Annotated in this window: 12 protein-coding genes (1 of these 12 cut by a window edge); 1 reads left to right on the plus strand and 11 read right to left on the minus strand. The window is 67.9% G+C overall.

What is annotated here, in order from left to right; translation table 11 throughout:
* The 4 genes from OG804_RS10480 to OG804_RS10495 form a co-directional block, all read right to left on the minus strand.
* Nucleotides 1–11,557 carry the 5' end (the start) of a DUF6782 family putative metallopeptidase gene (locus OG804_RS10480; protein ID WP_328396368.1) on the minus strand. Its footprint begins 17,147 nt before the window's first position, so the window shows 11,557 of its 28,704 coding nt (coding positions 1–11,557); the start codon lies at nucleotides 11,555–11,557; the stop codon falls past the left edge of the window.
* A gap of 29 nt (nucleotides 11,558–11,586) precedes the next feature.
* On the minus strand, nucleotides 11,587–12,099 hold the full coding sequence (locus tag OG804_RS10485; protein WP_328396370.1) for a YbaB/EbfC family nucleoid-associated protein: 513 nt from the start codon (nucleotides 12,097–12,099) through the stop codon (nucleotides 11,587–11,589).
* Nucleotides 12,100–12,113: 14 nt separating this feature from the next.
* Nucleotides 12,114–12,446 (minus strand): hypothetical protein, encoded by a 333-nt coding sequence (locus tag OG804_RS10490; protein ID WP_328396372.1) that lies wholly within the window; start codon nucleotides 12,444–12,446, stop codon nucleotides 12,114–12,116.
* A 124-nt stretch (nucleotides 12,447–12,570) separates the two neighbouring features.
* On the minus strand, nucleotides 12,571–14,100 hold the full coding sequence (locus OG804_RS10495) for a hypothetical protein (protein ID WP_328396374.1): 1,530 nt from the start codon (nucleotides 14,098–14,100) through the stop codon (nucleotides 12,571–12,573).
* A 750-nt stretch (nucleotides 14,101–14,850) separates the two neighbouring features.
* Between OG804_RS10495 and OG804_RS10500 the strand changes: the two genes are divergently transcribed.
* Nucleotides 14,851–15,231 (plus strand): protein kinase domain-containing protein, encoded by a 381-nt coding sequence (locus tag OG804_RS10500; protein ID WP_328398301.1) that lies wholly within the window; start codon nucleotides 14,851–14,853, stop codon nucleotides 15,229–15,231.
* Nucleotides 15,232–15,413: 182 nt separating this feature from the next.
* Here the strand turns inward: OG804_RS10500 and OG804_RS10505 are convergent, their stop codons facing one another.
* From OG804_RS10505 to OG804_RS10535, 7 genes are read right to left on the minus strand one after another with little or no spacing between them, the layout of a single operon-like run.
* Nucleotides 15,414–16,196: a GntR family transcriptional regulator gene (locus OG804_RS10505; RefSeq protein WP_328396376.1), complete on the minus strand. Its 783-nt coding sequence runs from the start codon at nucleotides 16,194–16,196 to the stop codon at nucleotides 15,414–15,416.
* Nucleotides 16,193–17,050, minus strand: coding sequence for a carbohydrate ABC transporter permease (locus tag OG804_RS10510; RefSeq protein ID WP_328396378.1), 858 nt, complete (start codon nucleotides 17,048–17,050; stop codon nucleotides 16,193–16,195). The genes OG804_RS10505 and OG804_RS10510 overlap by 4 nt, the downstream gene beginning before the upstream one ends.
* Entirely contained in the window at nucleotides 17,040–18,032 is a 993-nt protein-coding gene (locus OG804_RS10515; RefSeq protein ID WP_328396380.1) for a carbohydrate ABC transporter permease, read from the minus strand. Before OG804_RS10515 ends, OG804_RS10510 begins: the two co-directional genes overlap by 11 nt.
* Nucleotides 18,029–19,405: an ABC transporter substrate-binding protein gene (locus OG804_RS10520; RefSeq protein ID WP_328396382.1), complete on the minus strand. Its 1,377-nt coding sequence runs from the start codon at nucleotides 19,403–19,405 to the stop codon at nucleotides 18,029–18,031. The genes OG804_RS10515 and OG804_RS10520 overlap by 4 nt, the downstream gene beginning before the upstream one ends.
* Before the next feature lie 11 nt (nucleotides 19,406–19,416).
* On the minus strand, nucleotides 19,417–20,535 hold the full coding sequence (locus OG804_RS10525; RefSeq protein ID WP_328396384.1) for an ABC transporter ATP-binding protein: 1,119 nt from the start codon (nucleotides 20,533–20,535) through the stop codon (nucleotides 19,417–19,419).
* A complete protein-coding gene (locus OG804_RS10530; RefSeq protein WP_328396386.1) occupies nucleotides 20,535–21,374 on the minus strand; it encodes a metallophosphoesterase family protein in 840 nt (279 codons plus the stop codon). Before OG804_RS10530 ends, OG804_RS10525 begins: the two co-directional genes overlap by 1 nt.
* 17 nt (nucleotides 21,375–21,391) lie before the next feature.
* The gene (locus tag OG804_RS10535; protein WP_328396388.1) at nucleotides 21,392–22,117 is read right to left on the minus strand and encodes a tyrosine-protein phosphatase; all 726 of its coding nucleotides are present in this window, start codon (nucleotides 22,115–22,117) and stop codon (nucleotides 21,392–21,394) included.
* Nucleotides 22,118–22,222 lie beyond the last annotated feature (105 nt).

Genomic DNA, 22,222 nt, shown 5'->3' on the forward strand with positions numbered 1-22,222 from the left:
CCAGATGACCGAGATTGCGCAATACATCGCTGAACATATCCGCGCTCTGCGGGGTGTTCTCCCCGGTCCGGATCTCGGCGCGCACCACTCCGGCCGAATCGACCGCGGCCCGGACCCCGAATCCGTCTCCGGCCCCGTAACTGCTGACATAACTGTCCACGACCCCGAGCCGATCCAGGTCCGCGCCGCTTTCGAAGTCCTCCCGAGCGTGGGCGCGGATCCGGCGCAACCGCACCAGGCTCTGCTCGTACCAGTCGAGCTTGTCGTATTGTTCGAACGCCGGGCGGGTGGTGGCGAATCGTTCGATGAAATCGTCGACCATGGAAACCAGCAGCCGCCGGTCCCGGTATTCGACCGTACCGTCGTCGGTGCGGCGCAGTAGATAGCCGGCGAACGGACCGATCTCCGCGGGCACCGGGCCACTGTCCTCGAAGGCCCGGTAGTGCCCGAGGGCGGCGACGGTTCCCCGTTGCGGGTTCAGATAGATCTCCGCCGCGGACCGGCCCGGGTTACCGGTCACGATATCCAGCAACCCCAGCAGTATGCCCCGGTCGGTGTCGGCGTACCGCGCCACCGACTCGGATGCGCCGACCGGAATGCGGTCGGCCGGTATTCCCGACGGAACACGCTGGTAGAGCCGGTGCAGTTCGGATATCGCCGCCCGAGATACCGCCGCACCGAATGCCCGGCCGGTGACCGAGACGAGCAGGGCGGCTATCGCCCGGTCGTCGTCGGCGAAGACCGTCTCGATCAGCTCATTGCCATTGGCGTACTCGACCCGCTCGACGGTTCTGGTCGCGGAATCCTCCAGGACCCGTGACGGAAGTATTTCGCCGTCCTCCGTTTTCGCCCGGCCGGCCGCCCGGGTATCGGCGACGATTCGATCCATCGAGCGCACACCGCGACCGTGATCCCATGCTGTGCTGTAGTACTCGGCATAGGTCCGGCCGGAGGACACGCGATGTTTCGCCAGTTCCGGGCGCATGGCCCGCAGGCCGGCGATATTGGCCAGGGCGTCCAGATCGGCGGGCGCGCGGCCGGGATCGCGCCCCGCGAGCCGGGCGCGTTCGGTGTCGAACGCGGTGGTGTAGACGTTTTCCAGCGCGGTTTCCGGGATCTCGAATCCGGCGGCGCGCAACTCCCGGATCGCGATGATTTCCAGGGCATGGGCCCGGGCCTCTTCGGCGAGCATGGCGCGGACGTAATCCCACCGCCGGCTCTGCAGCCGAAACCGGGTCCCCACCGGGGTCTCCCGGCTGCCGGCGGCTTCGATGTGGATAGCGGCATGCACCACGGCGGCCATTTGCCGACCGTCGGACAGGCCCGGATCCAGGACCAGGGTATTGCGGACCGGGTCGTACTGGTTGTCGGCGCCCGTGTCGTATTCGATCCGTACTTCCCAGTCCCGCAGAATGCTGTCGGCCCAGGGGCCCACCCGGGTCTTGGCGGTATCGGCGAGTACCCGGCGGATACCGGCGATCCGCTCCGCTGCGGCCCGGTCGGCGTGGGACTCGGGCTCGGCGACCTCCGCGGCATACCACGTACGGTGCGGATCAGGGTCCGCGGTGAGTTCCACTCGGAAGGACCCGTCCGGGAGGTACCGGAGGCGCCGATACTCCGTTTCGATATCGGCGCGTTCCAGAATCGCCGCCGTCTCCGGATCCCGGCCGGCCGCCTCCAGCGCCCCGGCGTGCCCGCCCAACAACGCCGCCACCACGACACGGTCCGGCGTACCCGGCAGGTGTGCGATCTGATCGGTGAGCAGCCGGGCGCCGGAGCCCGGCGGCACGCTGTCCCGGATGGTCGCGGTGAGCACCTCCCGCGCCAGCAGCGCCTCGAAGCGGAGTGTGGCACGTGCCGCGAGGGACCGCAGCCGAGCCGACCGGGCGAGCAGATCGTCGAGCACGCGCAGGTCGTGCCGACGCCGCCGGGATTCGGCCGGCTCATCCGTTGTCCCGGGCGGCCGCCGTAGTTCGGTCTCGATTGCCTTGTGCAACCGCGTCGAGCTAAGACCGCTGTCGAGACCGAGTTCGGCGGCCGATTCCCGGATCCGGTCCGCGACCTCGCTTCGCTGCAGTTCCAGATCGCGACCTTTCAGCACACCTCGGTGCAGCTCGGCGGCGACAGCCGGATCAGCAGGCAGATACCAGTAGTCACCGCCGGAACCCTCGTCACCGGGCACTGCGCTGCCGGCCGCCGGACTCTGCTGATCCCAAATCTCGCCGTAATACCTGCTGTACCCCATCCCCTTCTGCGCCGGCTCGAGGCCGATCAGCTCACGCACCGCGGCGATGCCCTGCTCGTGTACCTGGTCGAAATCCGGCTCCGAGCCGGTCCGCCGACTGGTGCGCAGGTATTGCGCTGTCGCCGAGACGTACACCTCTTCGGCATGGGTTGCCGGTACCAGATACCCCAGCGCCCGCAACTCCAGCCCGGCCCAGATGGACAGCGCTTCGGCATGGGCTTCCTCATCGACATTGGCGGCCACGAACTCGCCGCGAGACATCGTCTGCCGCCGTGCGATCGTATGCCCCGTGATACCGCGCACGTGGTACTGCGCATGCACCATCTCGTGCACCGCGGTGAGGGCCTGCTCGATCGCGCTCCTACCGTCGGTGAAGGTATCCATCGACAATTCATGGGGGCTGAATTGCCCATAAGGACCCAGCTCTCCTCGCGGCGCATCCTCGGCCCGGAGTGGGAAATTGGCCCGGATCGTCGGGTTCTCGTCGAGGAATTCCAGGACTTTCCGGCCGGTCTCGATCTGCGCGAGCAGATCCCGGACCTGACCGGCCGGATCGAGGCCCTCGAGACGTTCCGATCGAACCCCGCTGTCGACATGCTGCGCCGATGAGGCATCGGACCGCACGCGCAGCGGGCTGTCGCCCTCGGCCGGTTTCCCGAACGGCGGCCACTTCCGAACGAAGTTCTCGCCGACCACCCGGTAAGGCGACGAACGGTAGCGCGTCTGATCGATGAACCGGCCGAACCGGCCGCCCAGTGTTGCCCGGTCGGCGGACCGGACCAGCAGGTCGTACAGGATCCGGACAGGGGCACCGGCGTTCTCCCGGCCCACCGCGATCACCTCGGCATACGCTTCGGCCAGCGCTTCGCCGGGATTCAGCCACCCGGTTTCGGGGTCGAGACTGTATCCGCTGAGGTTCTCCCGCAACCAGGCTTTGAACCCGTCGACCGTATCGGGCCCCAGCTGCTCGGCCATATAGTGCTGCAGCAGCGCATTTCCGGCCAGCCTCCGGGCGGCGAGCGTCCCGGTGCGGTCCAGCAGATGCCCGAAATCATGAGAAATAGCGGTGTAGAGGGGGCGGGCACGAGCACTGGCCGCGAAATGGCGCAGTTCGGCGTTCCCGTGAACCAGACGCCGGATCTTCCCGGGATCCGCGGCGAACAGCTGGTTGAGGACCAGATGCCGGGTGAACCGCACCGTGCCGTCGGCCGCAGTCACCGGACGATACTGCACTTCGGCCAACACCAGCTCGGGGTTGTCGTGGTCGATCGACCCGATCTCGATGGAATCCAGCGCAACGTCCGGCGTTTCGGCGAACCTGTCCAGCACGGCGCGGGCGTATTCTCGCGCGATCTCCGGATCCACCGAATCCGAATCGAAGCCGATCACCGGAATATCCGATCCGAGGGCGCCGAGCAACTGCGTGCGCAGCTCTACGGCAACACGCTCCGGATCCCACGGTGTCCACTGGTCACTGCCCGGCACCCCGAGCAGTCCCGCACTGCTTTCTGCCTCCGGCAGTGGCCGGGAATCAGCCGCGGGCACGAGGGGCGGTGCGATGCCGTTCTGCGCCGGACGCGCCTCGTCGGCCCGCGCCGGAGCCGGCAGGCCGATCCACCGGGCGAGAGGCGATCCGGGATCGGCCGGATCACTCGCGGAGTTCTCCCTCATGCCGACCGCGTCGGCCACCGGATCCGAACCATGCGTGTAATCCCACGCAGAACCGAAGAATTGGTGATACGTCCGGCCCGGAGACACCTCGCGGCCCGGCAGGGCACGGCGGAGGGCCGCCAGTCCGGCCTCATCGAGCAGAGCGGTCGGCGGCCGAGCCACGGCGTTCGGAATCTCCGCCTCCGAATCCGGTGCGGCCGCCGACGCCTCGAGGTAGACGCGCTCCAACGCGGAATCAGTGGACACATCGATGCCGGGTAGCGCCCGCAACTCCCGAACCGCGAGGATTTCCAGGGCCTGCGCCCGCGCCTGATCCGAGATCATCTGCTCGAGATAGCCGGGCCGGGAGGCCGCCAGCCGGAACCGCACCGTATCGCGGGCGCCGCGATTCCCGGCGGTGTCGATGTGCACGGCGGTGTGCAGCATGGAGACCAGCTGCGCGCCCTCGGATCCCGCGGGGTCGAGCACCAGCAGCCGCTGGGCGGGGTGGTATCGGTCCATGGCGCCGGACCGGTACTCGATGCGGACACTGTGCTTCCGCAAGATTTCCTCGGCCCAGCCGCCGATAGCGGTCCGGGACAGAAGCTTCCGGACCCGGCCGGTTTCGATATCGGTCGCACGCTGTGCCGCGTTCGGCGGGTTGCCCGGGTGTGGCGCCGGCTCCACGCCGGGTGCCGAATGGTCCGCCTTCCGCACCCGGAAACGTTCACCGGCGAAATCGAGAGTGCGGTCTTCCCGGACGACATCGGTGCGGTGCACGAGTTCGGTGAGGTCGCCGGATGCCGCCGCGACCACCCCATCGTGGGCACCGCGGCGCGCGACGACGACGAGTCGATCCGGCGTCCCATCGCCCGGCACGTAGGCGATAGTGTCCGTCAGGACCCGAGCGCCCGGGTGGGCTTCGAGCACCTGCCGGGCCGCCGGCGGGTACAGTTCCCGTTCCACGTCAGCTGATTCGGCTGCCCACCACGCGGCGTCGTACTGCAGATCGACGAGCCGATGCAGTTCGTGCCGAAGTCGCCGCAGTTCCGCTGCGCCTTCGGCGGATACCGTGCCGTCGAGTGCGGCCTCCACGTGCTGCAATGCCGGGCCGGCCGCACCCCGGAATCCGGGGCTCGTGGCCGCCAGCGCACCCCTGAGCTCTCTGACCAGCGTCCGGACCGCACTCTCGGCCGCGACCATCCGGAGCACAGCATCCTTGTGACGCAGCAACCCGCGAGACAACTCCGCGGCGTTCGCGCCGACCGGTTCCTGCCAAGGGTCATCGGGCGAAGATTCACCGGAATGCGCCGCATCCCAATAGGTTCCGTACCTATCCGAGTATTGAGAGTGCTGTATTACGCGTACCGCCTCCACGCCCCGCTGGTGGACTTCCTCGACCGACAACCGGACATCGTCGCCCGGCTGCGCCGCGGCCGCACGGTAGGCCTTTTCGGTCTCGCCGGCCGGGAAGACATAGCCGCTCTCGCGCAGCTCGGTGGCGAGGCGGATGGCCAGCACCTCGGCCCGGGTCTCCTCGTCGACCCCGGCGGCGATGTAGTCCTCCCGCAACGACACGGCCGCCGGATCCGCGGTACGGCGGAGGAGATGGTAGTACGCGTGCACCGCCTCGTGGGCCAGCGTCATCGCCTGGTCGGCCAGGTCGGATTCGACGGTGAAGACATGTGCTCGCAGCTTGGCGGGCAGATACAGACCCCGGGGTTGTCCGTGGCCACCGGGCTCGAATACCGCACGTGTGCGGGCATCGTCGATCATCGCCAGGACTTCCCGGCCGGTCGGGGTGCCGGCCAGAATTTCCCGGACCTCCCGCTCCGGATCCTCCAGAGCCACTGCCATGAGGTCGCGCCGGGATTCGTCGCCCGGAGCGGGATCGGTCTCCGAGCCGGGGAGCCCCGCGACTGCGTCCGAGCCATCGGGCGGCAACCCGTCGTCCACCGCGGGACCGTTGCGCGGCGGGGCCTCGGCGATGGCTTGGACGAGCAGCCACTCGGCGGTGCCGAGAGCCTTGATGCCCTTGGCCTGCCGGGCACGGTAGGCCGCGGCCAGCGCCTTCGGCGTATCCAGATCGCCGGCGGCGATTCCCCTGCTCGGATCGTCCTCGGCATGGAAGGGGTAGCCGGGGAGTTCGCGGTGCAGCCAGCGCCGGTAGCCGCGCCGGATCCGCTCCAACTGTGCGGCGGCGCGATCGTATGTCTCCCGATCCAGCAGACGATTCCGCCTGTTCACCGCCAGCTGCAGCCGGCGATACTCAGCCGGCGAGTGGGGCCGGTGGTGAAGTCTCGTATAGTGCGCGAACAGCAATGCTTCGGCACGCCGCCGATACGCCTGCCAGATCGCCTCCTCGGCCGGGTTCGGCCGAGCCGACCCTTCGCGTTCGACCCCCTCGGCGCCCGGTCCAGCGGCCCGGACGGCCTCCGTCGGGGCTTCTCTCCCCGCGGCCGGATCCGTGTCGGGGCTACTCCGTCCGGGGTCGAACCGATCCCCTCGGGGCGCGGCCATGGCGGCGACGCCACCGTCCGGTTCGGTGCTCACGCCCCCGGTCCCTCTCGGGTCGGCACCGTCGATACGCCGGGCCGGAACGAATACATTGCGCCGGGTGATCCCGTCGACGGCGCGGACCTGGTAGCCGGAAGCACCGAACCGCTGCCGATCGGCGAACCGGCGCATCCGCCCCCGCGCCGACTCGTCCGCCGCCCGGACCGCCACATCGTAGATGATCCGCACCGCCTCGTCGGCTTTGTCGTACCCCCGCGCGTGGACCTCGGCGAATGCCTCTCCGATGGCTTCGATGGCATTCAGGCGCCCATCGCCGTGAAAGCTGTAGCGGCTCAGCTGAGCCTTCATCCAATTCTCGTAGTCCGCAACTGTTTCCGGGCCGCGACGGTTCGCCATGTAGTGGTGCAGCAGTGCATTACCGACCAATCTGCGCGCCACCCCGCTCCCGGCGAAGTCCACCGCGTGTCCGAATTCGTGCAGAACCGCCGCACGCACCGGGCGGGCCCGGTCGCTGTCCGGATGGAAGCCCGACTCCGCGGAATTTTCCGCTTCTCGCCAGAAGTACTCCGCATTCTTCGCGTACGCCCGATTCAACATCAGTCGCTTGGTATGCGTGAGGCGCCGCGGAGGCCCCTCGGAGTCCGGGTCTTGGTACAGCCCCAGCGGCGTATCACCGTATCCCTGCTCGGCGGAACCGAGAATTCTCTTGTTCGAACGCCTTTCGACCGTCTCGACGAGATCGACGAAGGCGATCTCACGGATATCGATAGACCGGAAATCGGGATACACTTCCGCGAGGGTCCGCGCGGTCTCCCGCACCACGTCGATATCGAGATCGCTGTCGAATCCGGTGACCCGAATAGTGCGATCGGTGATGCCGGTGAGCACTTCCTCCAGACGCGTCGCGATCTCCGCCGCGGTGGGCAGCGCGACCCATTCGTCGTCGAACACCGTCTCCGGCATCAATGCGGCACTACCGCGTTCGGGCAGCCGCACCGGATCGGACCCGGCAGAGACTGTGGTCCGCGGTTCGATCCCGTCCTGCGCGTCCAGTAGCTCTACCAGCCCGGTCAGCGCCTCGCCCGCGTCGCCCCGCAGGGTCTGTTCCAGAAAGGCCGACGCCAACGCCTTCGCTGGATCGAGCTGACCGCCGACCTGGTCGGTGAAAGCGGACGGCATGATCCGCCGCAGCCACCGCCGGAACTCCGGACCGTGCTGCGGCCGGTGTCCACCGGCGACGAAGGACTGCCGCAGTACCTCGTCCACTGCCGGATGCGCCATCCGGCCCTTCGAAATATCGAGCGCCGCACCGAACGCGAGCACCGCCACCGCGAACGCGGGCCGGTCCAGGACCGCCTTCGGGAGGCGAGCCACCTCTACGTCCCGCCGCACATTCGTCCAGAAATAGTCGCCGTGGGGATCGTCGGGAGTGCCGTGTGAAAATTTATGAAAATAGGTGGTATCAAAAGAAATACTACGAACATGCAGCCGCTCTTGATCGCCCCTGACCGCCGTCGCGTACTGCAGACTCGGATGATCGGAGGGAAGCGCGAGAAATGGCAGCTCGCCCAATAGCTGGCGCAGTTCGATATTCCGGGTGACATCCGGATTCTTCTCGAATACCGCTACCATCGCGCGAGCGAATTCAGCGAGCACCTCGGGCGCGGGGTTCGGGCTATTGAAATCCACATACAGGTCTTCGTCGCCGGTCAGTTTCCGCAGGTGGGACTGCAGCTCGGCGCCGATGGCACGGTTGGTATCCCACCGGGAGATCTCCGGCTCGATCAGCTCCGACCACTTGTCGGTGATCGAGCCACCGTAGCGGTCGCCCAATGTCTCGCCGTCGGACGAATCCCGTGGCCCCGCCCAGGAGTACACCGCGCCGGGAGCTTCCGGATCGCCGGACTCGGGAACCACCTGCTGATCCGCGACCGCTTCGACCGCCTCGGTTTCCTCGTCCGCTCGCGGCGAATTGCGGTGTTCGGCGAAATCCGCTTCCTCCGGTACAGCGGACGGCGGCGATGCCTGCGGCAGCAGGGGCAGGCGCCGCCCGGGCAGTGGTTCGAGGTCGACGACAGCGTTCCACTCGGCGTCCCGCGGGCGCTTACCCCGGCCCCGTCGCCCGGACTCGGCCCACTTCTCGTCAGCATGTTCTTTGAGCTGGTACGCCTCGTCCTGTGCGGTGTTCACCAGATCGTCGTACCGCCGCAGCGCCGAGGTGCCGTCCCGGGCGAACGCCTCGTTCTGCAGCGATCGGAGATAGGCCGCGCGTCGCGCCGCGAGCTGCCCCTGGATATCGAGCCGGACAGCTTCACCCCGGGCCGCGAACCGCTCGAGGGACTCCCCGCGCTTTCCGCCGGTCCGATACTCGTCATCGACGAATACAGCCCTTTCGTCGATGCTGCGGTAATACTCGGTCAGCGGCCGGACCCTCGAATCCAGTCCGCTCGGGCGAACCGGCCGACCGGCGCCGTCCAGCAGCACCGCCGATACCGTGTCGATCTCGCGCGGCGGCTCGGGCGGAAACCGGTGCCGGGCCCCGGCCGAGGGATCGCGGACCTCGACGAAATACTCGCCGGTGTCCGCCTTCATCCGCACAGTCATCGTGTACGCGTGGCCGCCCACCGCCGGTCCGCCCGCTGCCCCGGCGTACAGGTCCACGATCAACGCCCGTGGGCCCCGGCCCTGCACGATGTCCCGGGGATCCAGCCCGGCCACCATCCTGAGCAGCTCATCGGCGACCGGCTGATGCCGTGATCGCTCCGCTGCACCGGGCGGGAATTCGAACAGCGGGCTGCGAACCGCCTCCTCGATCTCGTGCAGTGTCATACCACCGGGACCAACGGGCCCACCGGGCACTCGGATAACCGGGCTGCCCGTCTCCAACGCGAGTTGGGCCAGCGCGAGCGCGGCGCAGTCGTTCCGAAGACCGCCGACTTCGGATGCCGCTGTTGCCGCAATAACCCCGTGCGGTGGCGAACTATCAGCAGATTCTGCGGCCACCGCGAGCGCTGCCCCGGCGCTCGCGGAGTCACCGGCCCCGGCAGCGCCGGATTTCGCTTCCGGCCCGTTGTTCGGCTGAGCGGTGACCGACTCCGCGGCCACGGAGTCGGATCGATCAGCCCGTATCCCGCTGTCGGCGACCGGACTCGGCGCCGCTCCCGCAGCCGGAGCTTGTTTCGATCCGTCCGGCACACCCTTTCCGGATTCCCACGACGGTCCCGGCCGGTGGGGCGCACTTCCATCCGAAACGCCCGGACGGACCGCGGATACACCGCTATCCCGCAGTCCCACAACAGGACCGGGACCACCGGTCGCCACCGGTCCCGACCTGCTCGCCGGGGACGCGGCCGAGACTCCACCTGCCGATTGCTCCCCTGCCACGCCACCGGCCGGCGCGGCGGCTACCGCACCACCACCGGTACCCCCTCCCTGGAATGCCGAGGATGCGCCTGTCGTTCCGGCCGTGGGTGCGTCGGTGACGGGGGTGGCGACCGCGCCCGCACCGGACTCCGGATCCGCAGCCTCGGCGACTACCTCCGGCACACCGGAGATACCGCCGGAAGCCCCCGTGGCGACGCCCGAATTCCGATTCGCCGGCTCGCCGGCCGATAGTTCTTCCCGTGCCCTGATCGCAGTACCCGAATCGCCCGGATCTCCCTCCGCTGTCCGGATATCGGTACCCGACTCGGCGAGCTCGGCTTCCCGACGGCCGGTTACGGTCCGGGGTTCACCGATCGCCCCCTCCGAATCCCGGGCCGCCACCGAGCCGGAATCCTCGCCATCGGAACCAGCGGACGACGCGTTCCCGACGTACACCCGATCAGCCGCGGTATCGGCCGTCGCGACAACGCCGCCTTCTCTCGGCGAGCCCTCCACGGCGCCGGAATCCGGCGCTCCGGCAGCACCGACCGATCCGGCACCCGCGTCCACCCCGGCGGCGTGCGGATCACCCTCCCCGACGACCAGCTCATCGCCCACATCATGAGCCGCCCCGAGGTGGTCCTGCACCGCCTTGTCGAGGAACCCGATGCCGGGGCCGCTATCGGAGCCACCGAAAGCAGCCTCGGCCATCCGGTCGCGGAAGCTGAAGTTCCCCCATTTCTGCTGATAGCTTTCGCTGTTGCGACCCCAGGGCAGCAGATGGGCCGCTGTGTCGCTGAACCCGCTGGCACCGCCGCTCAAAGCACCGCCACTGATCTGGAGCGGACTGAACTGCGGCGCCAGGGAATCCAGCGATAAGGTGCCCGCCCGGATTTCTTCCCAGTTCTTACCGTTGTGCAGGTCGATCCCGACCTGGGTGCCGATCGCGGCCCCCAGTCCCCCGGCACCCCCGACCGCGCCCGCAATGGCACCGGTGACTGCGCCGTTCACCAGCTGCATGCGCGCGCCGTCCCCGAGGCGCCGACTCAACTGCTGGTGGATGAGCCCGGCCGCGGGACCGGCCGCCAGACCGCCGGCCGCCGAACTGACCGCGGTGATGCCGAGCTGGGTCATATTGATACCCAGGCGGCGGCGATCCCCCTGCCAGGCTTGTGTCCCCAGATCCTGGCCGACTCCGAGGGCGGTATCGAGGGCGGCGTGGCGCACGACGAAACTCGGCAGCTTCCGGACACTGAAATTCAGGAGCCCATGTCCGGCCATCCGGCCGGCGGCCCGGCCGATGGCCAGCAGCACCCGCTGCAGCAGAGATCTCACCACGACTCGGGTCACCGCGATCGCCGCCACTTCCACCGCCGGCGCGGTCGGTGGGAAGATCCACGCCAGCGCGATTTCCAGCGCCAGCAGCACCAGCGACGACCAGAACATCAGCTTGGCGTACTCGATTTCGGTGCCGGTGTCCCAGGTCGCGTCGGCGGTCATCCGCAGAAAGTCGGCCAGAGCGCCCAGCGATGAATCGTTGCCCGGCGAACCCGCCGGATCGAGCAAACTGTCGAACGCCTTCCGGAGTCCGTCCCGGACCTCACCCTGCGGAGCGGCGGCGAGAGCCTCGTCCTTGGCCGCGACGAGTTCGTCTCCGGCGATCTCGGCCAGCCGATCCGCGGCGGCGTACCACGCCTGGGCCAGCGCCCACATCTGGTCTTGGTCGCCCTGCGGCCATTCCATGCCGACCAGCCATTTGAGCCATTCCAGCTCAGCAGGCAACTCCCAGACCATATCCGGCTAACCGACTTTCACCGGTTGGTATCAATAATCGAGCCGCGGCGACCCCGCGGAGCCTCGTCATACGATGACTCCGGCACGGCACTGCCGTCGAAGACCCGGTGTCCTCGAACGGATTTCGATGCGGCGGCCGCAGCGTCGACCGGCTGTGGAATATGCAGCCCGGTTGCGTCGATCGACAACTGCTCCAGCAGATCGGTCAGCTTGGGCATCCGCGCCCGCTGCGTCTCGATCGGTGTCATGAGCTCCGAAGTCTTTCGGGTGATCTCCGCGGATGCCTTCTGGGCCGCCTCGATCACCGCCCGCGCGATCTCGGCGTAGCTCAGTTCCGCGATACTGTCGGTGAATTCGACGTCGATCACCGTGTTGTCGGCATTGACCGTGACGGTGACCTTCTTACCGCGGGCCTGGGCACTGGCGGTGAGTTCCGCTCGCTGCTGCTGGATCCGGGAAATGACGCGAACCTGCTCCTGCGCACTCTCGAGCAGCTCGGCGAACTCGGATTTCGTTCGTTCGTTCGGCATGGCTCACTTCCCGTTCAGCTGCCGAATCCGGCGCGATTGTCGTCCTCCATGGCACGAACCCGATCGGCGTAGTCCCGCATGCCGCGCGAAAGCCCGAGCACCGATTCGGCGGCGCACCGGACTCCCTCGGGCAAACCGACGGAGCTGTCCCCGTAACCACCACCCTGGCCGCCCACTCCGTCGTAGAAAGTGGTGCCCAGCTGATCACTTCCCCACGGTGTACCAAGGCTTTCCATCGCACTCGTCAAGGTGTTGAGCACCTCATCGATCAAGTCACCGACAGCGCCGACCGAACCCGCTGCTGCCCGAAACTCCAGGTCGGAGAACTCGAAGGCCTTTTCGGGCATAGTATTTACTCCTCCACTACATGCGGGGCCCACAGACCACCATCCAAAAATGAGTCGGATCACCACCGGACATTCGATGAGCTACACGGCGAATCCGGCGCGCCTCCGGGGCCGCCGATCTTTGTTACAGCAGAGCACGATTCCGCACCTGGAAACGTTCTTCGAAATCGGCCGTACAGCGAGAGGGCGCCACCGCGGAGGACGACCATTCCAGCACACCGTCGTCTGCGATATAGAAAATTGTCCGGCCGACCGAAATTTCGTCCGGTGGCGGCGGAACGTATACCATCCAGCCCGCATTCAGCCGGTCGGCACGCAATCCAGCCACCGGGTAATCGGATAGATCCATACCGCTATCGGTCAGTTCCCGGGCAACTCGGCTGATTGCTTCTCCCTCCGGCAGCGGTTCCGCGGCGGCGATTCCGCCCATTTGCAGCTGGTAGTAGGCGGCCGCGATATCGGACGCCCCGGCGTCGGGGAAGACCGCGGCCAGCGCCGATCGGGTGACCGCGGCGGATTCGGCGGCGGCGACGAGACCCGGCACGGCAGCAGCGCACTCGTCGGCGGCCTCCTCGCCCAGCAGTCCACCGATGACCCGCTCGACGGTCACCGAATCCCAGACCCCGGGAACGGCTTCGGCGATCTCGTCCGCCGTCGGCGACTCACCGCGATACCAGCGGGAGCCGTCCCACCAATAGCAAAAGGTGAGCATTCCGTGCACCACCCGTTTGTTCAGCACAGGATCGGCGACCCACTCCGGCGCGCCCCGGTAGAGCTGCGGCAGGGGAAAGTCCTGGTTGTAGGCCCGGTCGAGCACCGGCGCATCCCACACCCCACCGGACAGCACCGCCCGGCCACCGGGCAGCGCATACAGTGAACTACCGCTGCGCCGCGCTCCCTCGAACCAGCGCAGCGCGGGTAGCAGCCGAGGGCCCCACTCGGATCCGACGGCGACGAATGCCGCGGCCAGTACCGCCCAGCGGGCCGTCAACAGGGGCAATGGCGGCAGATCGACTACGGCCGGATCATTGTGGACCCCGGAACTCCGGACGGTCTGCGCCTGTGCCATCGCGCGGAGTGGGGAGTGCAGCTGGCGGTCATCGTGGTTGAGGTATGCGGCCAGCCATACCGGAAGTTTCGCACGCGGGAAGAATTCCAGATCGGCTCGATAGGCATCGGGAGGAAAGAGCTGATCTGCGGGAAACGGTTCGTCCCCGTAATCGTAGTCGGCCTGGATCCGCCCTTCGCTGGTCGACGAGAGCAGCAGCCGCCACCATGGTCCGCCGGTGGATTCGGCGGATATCCGCCGATGCTGCCGGATCAACTCCATGACCGACGACGGTGCCGGCGCCGGGACCGGACGTTCTCCGTCGAAGTAGTAGGCCACACCGGTTTCAGCGACAACAGTCAAGGCGAACACCGCGTCCACCCGGATCCAGCCCGCGGGGGCGAGGGCGGCCAATTCCCCGGCCGCCTGCCGGATGAGCTCACGGATGCGAGCGGCGGAACGACCGGAAAGTGCGGATAAATTTTCGAAATGGTCTGCGCCGAGCGTGAATTCTACGTCGGAAGCTACGTTTTCGGAATGCTCCGGCCCCCACTCGGGCATCGGCGGCGACTCGTGACCGGGCGCGGCGTTTTCTGCTGAGTTCATATCACGCAGAGTCCCTCGCCGTTGTCATGGTGTTCGCCAGAAGTCGATTCGCGTGTGGTGCGCAGTACGTCCCGCACGTCGAAGTACCCCAAGAATATTGAGAGCCCATCGAAAAAGTAATGGCCCGGCGAGCCACAACTCGGCCCGCCGGTAGTGCAACCTGCACAAGCTGAAAATCCGCCTGTCGGCTCGGATCAATGCGGGAATCGACCGGCCGCGAGCCCGTTGCCGCGTCCCAAGACTCAGCTGGAGGAGGATCCGCGCAGTATAGGGGCACCCGACACCATCTTGCGGCCGGTCGGGTTCATGGAGAACTACCACCGCGTTTTCCGGGGGCTGGGCCCTGACGGCCTGCTGGCGTGGGCAGCCGCGCTTGCCCGCAGCTACGCCGACCCCGACCGACCAGCGGCCGACCTGCAGTGGTGATCGATGCCGCTCATCGCCCTCGAGACGGTCTCATCTGGGCTATCGCCGGCCGGCAACCGTACCGGCCAGGAGCCCGATGGACTTTGCACATGCATGTTCTTGCACTAGCAATCACACTTTCGATCGAAGTGATTTCGCAGACACGGTGATTCGGATGACGGGCCCGCGTTGCCGATCGGCCTCGAGTCGCCACGGACTGCGGTGCCGACGCGGGGGCCGGACGCCTGGATTACCTGTGCCGACACACATTTCGGAAGAGCCAGGCTGCCGGCCGATCCGGGCCCGGCGGCGGCTCCTGAGCAACGGAGACCGGGGCCAGAAGAAGTGGTTTTACGAGCGGGAGACGAGTTCGCGGGGTTCGTCATCGAGCGAGTTCTCGGCGCCGGGGGGATGGGTGTGGTGTATCTGGCCCAGCATCCGCGCCTGGAGAGCCGGGTCGCGCTGAAGGTTCTCAACGAATCCCTAGCCGCGAATCCGAAGGCCTCCGCCAAGTTCGATCGCGAAGCGGAACTGGCGGCACGCCTGGATCATCCCAACATCGTGCCCATCTACGATCGAAGTGCGCCTGGCGAGCCCTGGCTGTGGCTTTCTCTACCTCGCGCCGGAACGGTTCCTGGGCGATTTCCGAGCTCCGGTTCGGTCGCCGCTGTACCCTCATCGGCCCGCGTCACGAAACCACCGACCTGCATCACGCCGAGACCGTAAGCGCCATCAGTGGAACCGATACCCTGCCGGTCGGTGACCAACCCACCAGCTTCTCCTGGTGCGAAACCACCGCCACTGCCTACCTCGCACAACTCGGTGACGACACCGTGTCGGTCATCGCGATCACTCGATAAAGCCTGGACGCGGCACCCGAGTATCGCGTCGGCGGCGGATGTGAACCATCAGTCGTGGGCATCCAGTGGGTTGGCGCTGTCGTATCGCATCGTGAACCGGATCCGGTCACCGCGTAGGCGGCGGCGCAGGTACATGGTGGGGATGAGATCGTCGTCCACGTTGACGCCGTCGCGCAGCATCACCGGGCTTCCCGGGGGCACCTCGAGCAGCGCGGCGTCCGCCCCGTTCGCGACGGTCGCGGTGAGGGACCGCCAATGATGCCGGAGCCGGAGATCGTGGTGTTCCCGCAGGATCTGGAACAACGCGACCCGCTCGGTGACCAGTGCGGTGAGGCCCGGGAAGCGGCGGGCCTCGAGCCAGTAGCTGGACACCAGGAACGGCTGGTCGCCTGTCCGGACCAGGGTATCGATCCGGACGAAAGGCCCTGCGGCGCCGAGGGCTTCGGCGGCGTCACGATCGGTATCCCGCTCGGTGAGGTCGACCAGAGTCTCGGTCTGATCCTGCTGAACGTACTCGGCGATCGCCGCGGTGCTGCCCGCGTCGGCGTCCGTGGACGGCATCGGTGGCAGGCCGAGCTCGACGACTCGTGGGGGTTCGGCGACGTAGGTCCCCGATCCTTGCCGGACGACGACGAGCCCCGCGCGGGCGAGTTCGCCGATTGCCTGCCTGATGGTGAGGCGGTTGACTCCCCATTCCGCGGCGAGTGCGGGTTCGGTCGGAAGTCGCTGACCAGGGACGAGGTCGCCGGCGCGGATCCGGCGCAGCAGTTCGCCTTCCACCCGGCGGTAGACAGGGACTCTGCCCTGCCTACCGTGGCGGGTACCGGTCATTTCAGCCCGGAACGGACGAAAGCATTCACGACCTGTCGTTGCAGCAGCAGGTAGACGGCGAGGATGGGCAGGCACAGTGCCCCGGCGGCGGCCATCATCGCACCATAGTCGGTGCCGGCCTCGGTGATCAGGCTGCGCAGGCCTATCTGCACGACCGACGCTGGATCGGACAGGACGAGCAACGGCCAGAAGTACTCGTTCCACGCCGTGACGAACAGCAGAATGGCCAGTGCCGCGAGCGGGCCGCGCAGCGAGGGCACGACGACGGTCCACAGCGTGTTCCAGTGGGAGCGACCGTCCATGCGGGCGGCATCGAGCAATTCGCGCGGGAACGAGCGCATGTGCTGGCGCAGCAACAACACCGCGAACGGCGCGGTGATCTGCGGAACGATCACACCGGTGAGGGTGTTCAGCCAGCCCAGGTTCGACAGCAGTATGTAATTCGGCAGCATCGTGACCTGGAAGGGGACCAGCCAAGTCGCCACGAAGATCAGGAACAGCACCCGCTCGCCGCGAAAGTGCCAGCGCCCGAAGGCATACGCGGCGAGCAGGGCGGTGAACAACTGGCAGGCCGCGACCCCGACCGCCATGAACGCGGTATTGCCGATCAAGCCGCCGAGCGGCAGCAGGTCGGCGGCTGCCCGCAGATTGTCCAGGCTGATCCCGGTGGGCAGCACGGACTGTCCCAGCACGTCGTCGCGCGGACGCAGTGCGGTGACGTACATCCAGACGATCGGCACGAGGCTGAACACGGTGATCGCGCCCAGGACGAGGTGACCGCCGACCGCGTCGAGTCGCCGGGTGCGGGTCGAGGCCGTAGTGGTGGCGGTCCGGGTGGTCGTATCAGTCGTCATGGAAGCTCCAGCGGTCCATCAGCCACACCGCGCCCCAGGCCAGTAGCCCGAAGCCGAGGAAGAACAGCACGCTGGCGGCGGAGGCGAGCCCGACGTCGAACGAGCCGAATGCGGTGTCGTAGAGGAGGTAGTAGAGGTTGGTGGTGGAGTCGCCGGGCCCACCCTGGGTGAGGGTCTGGATCATCGGGAACATCAGCTGCGCGGCGGAGAGGATGGTCAGGGTGGCCATGAACAGCAGCGTCGGCGACAGCAGGGGCAAGGTGATCCGACGGGTGATCTGACGTTCGGTGGCTCCGTCGGTACGGGCCGCGGCGGCATAGTCGTCGGAGATACCGGACAAGCCCGCCGAGACCACGAGTACGGCGAAGCCGAGCAGTTGCCAGCCGACGATCACCACGATCGACCACATGGCCCATTTCGGGTCGCGCAGGAACGAGATCGGTGCGACACCGAACATCCCGAGTACCTGGTTGACCAGCCCGCCGTTCGGGTCGAGCAGCCAGCGCCACACTATTGCCGTGACGATCGGGGCGATGAGGTACGGCGCGAAGATCGCGGTCCGGTAGAAGGCCCGGGCCCGGCCGTGCACACGGTGCGACAGGAGCACGACCACCACCGGGATCACGATGGTGAAGGGCAGCAACGCCAGTAGGTACAACAGTGTGTTCAAGGTGGCCCGGCCCAACTGCGGGAGGTCGAACGCCTCGGCGTAGTTCGACCAGCCCGCCGGGCGGGCCGGTGAGGTGGGCACCAGGTTCCAGTCATAGAACGACAGCTGGATGGTCTGGACGAGCGGCGAGTACACCCAGACCATCAGCCCGGCCAGGGCCGGCACCAGATACAGGTAGGGCGCCGCGGCGGCCGCGAGCCGGCGCGACAGCGGCCGGCGGGCCACCGGCCGCGGGCTGCTGCGGGACACCGGTGCGGCCGGTTCCACGAAGCGGCCGGGTATCGGGGCCGGCCGGTCGAGCAGGGCGGTCATTTCGGCATGAGGGCTTGGGCGCTGGTCTGCGCGGCGGACAAGGTCGTCTGCGGGTCGGCGCCGCGGAAAACGATCTCCTCGGTGGCCTTGCTCAGCAGGGTGCGGATCTGCTGGTAGTTCGGTCCTGGGTAGGAAACCCAGGGTTCGAGCCGGTCGAGTTGTGCGACATTGGGCCGGACGAAGCCCGGGTGTTCGTCGGCGAAGGACTGGAGGTAGGCGGGGTCGTCGATCAGCGAGGCGCGCAAGGGTACGTATCCGATGTTCGAAGTGATCGTGGTCTCGCTCTCGGCGCTGGTCAGAAACTTGATCAGTTCCCACGCGGCACGCTGCTTCGCCGGGTCGCGCGTCAGGACGAACAACGCCGACCCGGAGTTGGTGGGTACGGCCGGCGTGCTGCCGAAGCCCGGCATGGGCGCGGCGGCCGCCTGCCATTTGCCCGCGGCGGACTGGAGAATCGCGTTTTGCAGCGCGGCCGAAGTCAGCAACATGCCGAGGTTGCCGCGCAGGAAGGCGTCCTGGGCGTCGGAGCCGCTGAGATTCGGCAGCGCGTTGGGACCGGCCTGGGCGATGCGTCGCATACCGTCGAAAGCCGCGACCGAGGCGGGATCGGCCCAGGAGATCTTCTTCCCGTCCTCGGACAGCAGTCGGCCGCCGGCGGAACGGACGATACCGGTCAGGCACCAGTCGCCGCCCGATGCCGCGTCGAGACAGCCGAGGTAGGCCCCACCGCTCGTGCCGGGCACCTTGGCGATGGCCGCGGCGGCTGCGGCGACCTCGTCCCAGGTCTGCGGCGGGTCGGCCGGATCGAGTCCCGCTTTGCGGAACAGGTCGGCGTTGATGAACAACATCGGAGTGGAGAAGACATAGGGGATGCCGTAGGTCGTGCCGTCGACGTCGCCGAGCACCGCGGCCCGGGGAGCGTAGGGGTGCGGCCCGTCGGTGAGCAGTTTCTGCACCTCGTCGCGGCCGACGAGGGTGTCGAGCGGCTGAGCGCCGAGATCACTGGCGGTGTAGCGGAGGTCGGCGAAGGTCAACTGACCGACGTCCGGCGGATTGCCGGCGATGACCTGGCGCTGCACACTCTGCGCGATCTCGTTCGCCGAGCCCTGGGGCGGCACCGCGTCGACGTGAATATTCGGGTGCAGGCGCTCGAATTCGGCGACCAGACCCCGCGTGGTGTCGCCGAAGATGCCGGCGCTGGCGAGGTTGTAGCTCTCCCAGCGGATCGATACCTGCTGGTCGGGGGCCAGCTCGGGGATTATCGCGGTGGCTGCGTCGGTTCCCGCGCCGGTGGTTGTGGGGATGGTGGCGCAGCCGGGAAGAGCCGCGGCGAGCGCCACCGCCAGCAGGGGCAGGACGCGAAAGTACTTCATGGGTATCTCTTTCAGGAAACGAGAGCGGGGGCCCGTTCGGGCTCCCAGGTGAGACGCCGGCCGCTCTGCCGCGCGAAGAGGTGGACGTACTCGGGACGCACCGCCAGGGTGGTGACGTCTCCGGGTGCGAGGTGGATCGGCCTGGCGCCGCGGACACTCACCCGCAGGTCCCCGATCTCGATTTGCGCGATCTCCTCGTTGCCGAGGTTCTCGACGATGTCGACCCGCCCCCGCAGGACGGGCCCGGCATGGTCGGCGGACACCGGGACGAGGTGCTCGGGGCGCACACCCAGAAGCACCTCGCGGACACCGGGATCGGCGCCGGCGCGATACGGCAGCTCGACCTCGAGGCCGGGCGCCCGCAACACGAGCCGGTCGTCGAACCCCACGCCGAGTTCGACCGGCAGCAGGTTCATGGGTGGCGCGCCCATGAACCCGGCGACGAACGCCGAAGCGGGTTCGTCGTAGATCTCAACCGGGGTGCCGAACTGTTCGATCCGGCCCTCGTTCAGCACCGCGACCTTGGTCGCCATCGTCATCGCGTCGACCTGGTCGTGGGTGACGTAGACGAAGGTGGTGTCCAGCCTGCGGTGCAGTGAGATGAGCCGGGTCCGGGTGCTCGCCCGCAGCTTCGCGTCGAGGTTGGACAGCGGCTCGTCCATGAGGAAGGCCATCGGCTCACGCACCATCGCACGCCCCAACGCCACCCGCTGGCGCTGCCCGCCGGAGAGTTCCTTCGGCCGCCGGCGCAGCAGGTGGCCGAGGTCGAGCAATTCCGCCACCTCGTCGACGCGCCGGCGGATCTCCTGTTTGCCGGTTTTGCGCACGCTCAGCCCGAAGCCGAGATTCCGCTCGACGGTCAGGTGCGGGTAGAGGGCGTAGTTCTGGAATACCATCGCCAGGTCGCGCTCCCGCGGCGGCAGGGTGGTGACATCCCGCCCGTCGACCAGGATGCGGCCCGCACTGGGCGGGAGCAGCCCGGCGATCATGCGCAGCAGGGTCGTCTTGCCGCAGCCGCTGGGACCGAGCAGCACGAGGAACTCGTTGCGTTCGGTGGCCAGCGTGACATCGGCGACCGCGGTGGTGTCGCCGAAACGACGTACGATCCCGTCGAGTTCGAGGGTGGCCATCAGACCGCGGCCGTCATGGCCTCGATCGCCTGGGCGATCTCGGGAACGTCGTCGGTGGTGAGCTGCGGCATCCCCGGCACCAGCCGGAACTCGGCGGTGACCGCACCGTCGGCGACGGTGTACTCGACGTAGCCCAGCTCCTGCCTTCCTTCGGGAAGGTCGTCCCCGCCGGGGGCGAGGAAGGCGGTGGCCGGTGCCCACACCTCGATCGCCCGGTCCCGCCGCACCTGGCGGTAGCGGTGCAGGTGTCCGCAGCCGACGGCGCGCAGATCGATCCGCTCCAGCAGGCCGAGCAGCCGATCGCGCGCGACGGGCCCGACGTCGACCTGGTGGTCCACCGGTTCGTCGGTGACCGCCCACAGCGGCTTGTGCAGGAACAGCAGCACCGGGCGGCCCGCGGGCAGATCCCCGAGGGTCTGCTCGAGCCAGCGCCACTGGTCCGCCTCGCGCTGCAGCCCGGACCCCAGCAGCTCGCTGTTGATCCCGAGCAGGATCGCCTCGTCGGCATCATGGCGCCACTGGCCGGGACCGAACGCGGACTCGTGCGCGGCCACCCGCTCGCCGGTCACCGAAATGCCTGCCCAGGCATCGAGACCGGGCATGCCGACGTCGTGGTTGCCCGGGACCACCAGCAGCGGCGCGCTGATCAGGTCGAGCAGCTCACGGGAGTGGGCGCGGTCGGCGGCGTCGTCCGGGTCGAGGACCTGGATGTCACCGGAGTGCACGACCAGATCGGGGCGGACCTCCTCGTCGAGATGCCGGGCGAGGAGCCGGAACGCGTCCGCGGTGGGACCACCGGACGCGGTGAGGTGGGTGTCGGAAATCTGCACGATCTTCATGTGTTCCTCCAGGGATTTCAGTGGGTCAGGGCCGTACGGAGATGGTCGATGGCCTCGTCCGGCACGCCGTGGCCGGTGAGGTAGGCGCGGGCGCCACCGTGTTCCGCGTCGAGAACACGCAGCAACGCGGTAATGGACTCGGGGCGGGCGCCGCGCAACGCCTCGTCGGCGGGGTCCGCGGCGCCGGACTCCGCCGGGATCGCGGCGAAGAAGTCGGCGGTGAGATAGTCGGCGGTGAGCGCGTAGTCCGCGGCGACATCCTCGTCGGACACTCCGATCGCGGAGAGCACGAGAGCGATCACCACGCCTGTGCGGTCTTTACCCGCGGCGCAATGGACAAGAGCCGGCAGCGCATCCGGCCGCGTCAGCTCGCCGACGATCGCCGCGATCCGGGGGCCGCGCTCGCGCAACAACGCCACGTAAAGGGCACCGAGCGGGTCCGGTGAACCTTCGAGCGCCTCGGACAGCAGCGGGCGGGGGTCCAGCGGCCGGCGCAGCACATTCGGAACGAGCGCGTCGAGACCGGTGGGCAGGGCCGTCACCTCCGCGTCGTCGCGCAGGTCGATCACGGTCCGCAGGCCCAGACCGGCGAGGTCGGCGCCGTCGGTGAACCGTGTTGCGTCCGAACGGAAGAGACGGCCCCATCTGGTTCGTACACCGTCCGCCACCTCGTAATCACCGATGTCGCGCAGGTTGTAGGTGTTGCCGATGGGTAGCCGCCGGAGCGGGGCTGATGTGGTCACCCCCCTATTCATCTAGACGAAAGTGTCGAAATACCGCTCGAACGATTGAACAGCCACCAAAGGCGAGATGTCGAAAAGACGCCGACGATGTCCGGAAATACGCGC

It is taken from the genome of Nocardia sp. NBC_00416, from assembly GCF_036032445.1.
GTDB lineage: Bacteria > Actinomycetota > Actinomycetes > Mycobacteriales > Mycobacteriaceae > Nocardia.

What these genes read in the sequence shown, in the direction of transcription:
- OG804_RS10515 (WP_328396380.1), bottom strand. Translation starts at nt 18,032, where the DNA reads ATGACCGCCCTGCTCGACCGGCCGGCCCCGATACCCGGCCGCTTCGTG.
- OG804_RS10485 (WP_328396370.1), bottom strand. Translation starts at nt 12,099, where the DNA reads ATGCCGAACGAACGAACGAAATCCGAGTTCGCCGAGCTGCTCGAGAGT.
- OG804_RS10525 (WP_328396384.1), bottom strand. Translation starts at nt 20,535, where the DNA reads ATGGCCACCCTCGAACTCGACGGGATCGTACGTCGTTTCGGCGACACC.
- OG804_RS10495 (WP_328396374.1), bottom strand. Translation starts at nt 14,100, where the DNA reads ATGAACTCAGCAGAAAACGCCGCGCCCGGTCACGAGTCGCCGCCGATG.
- OG804_RS10530 (WP_328396386.1), bottom strand. Translation starts at nt 21,374, where the DNA reads ATGAAGATCGTGCAGATTTCCGACACCCACCTCACCGCGTCCGGTGGT.
- OG804_RS10490 (WP_328396372.1), bottom strand. Translation starts at nt 12,446, where the DNA reads ATGCCCGAAAAGGCCTTCGAGTTCTCCGACCTGGAGTTTCGGGCAGCA.
- OG804_RS10510 (WP_328396378.1), bottom strand. Translation starts at nt 17,050, where the DNA reads ATGACGACTGATACGACCACCCGGACCGCCACCACTACGGCCTCGACC.
- OG804_RS10505 (WP_328396376.1), bottom strand. Translation starts at nt 16,196, where the DNA reads ATGACCGGTACCCGCCACGGTAGGCAGGGCAGAGTCCCTGTCTACCGC.
- OG804_RS10520 (WP_328396382.1), bottom strand. Translation starts at nt 19,405, where the DNA reads ATGAAGTACTTTCGCGTCCTGCCCCTGCTGGCGGTGGCGCTCGCCGCG.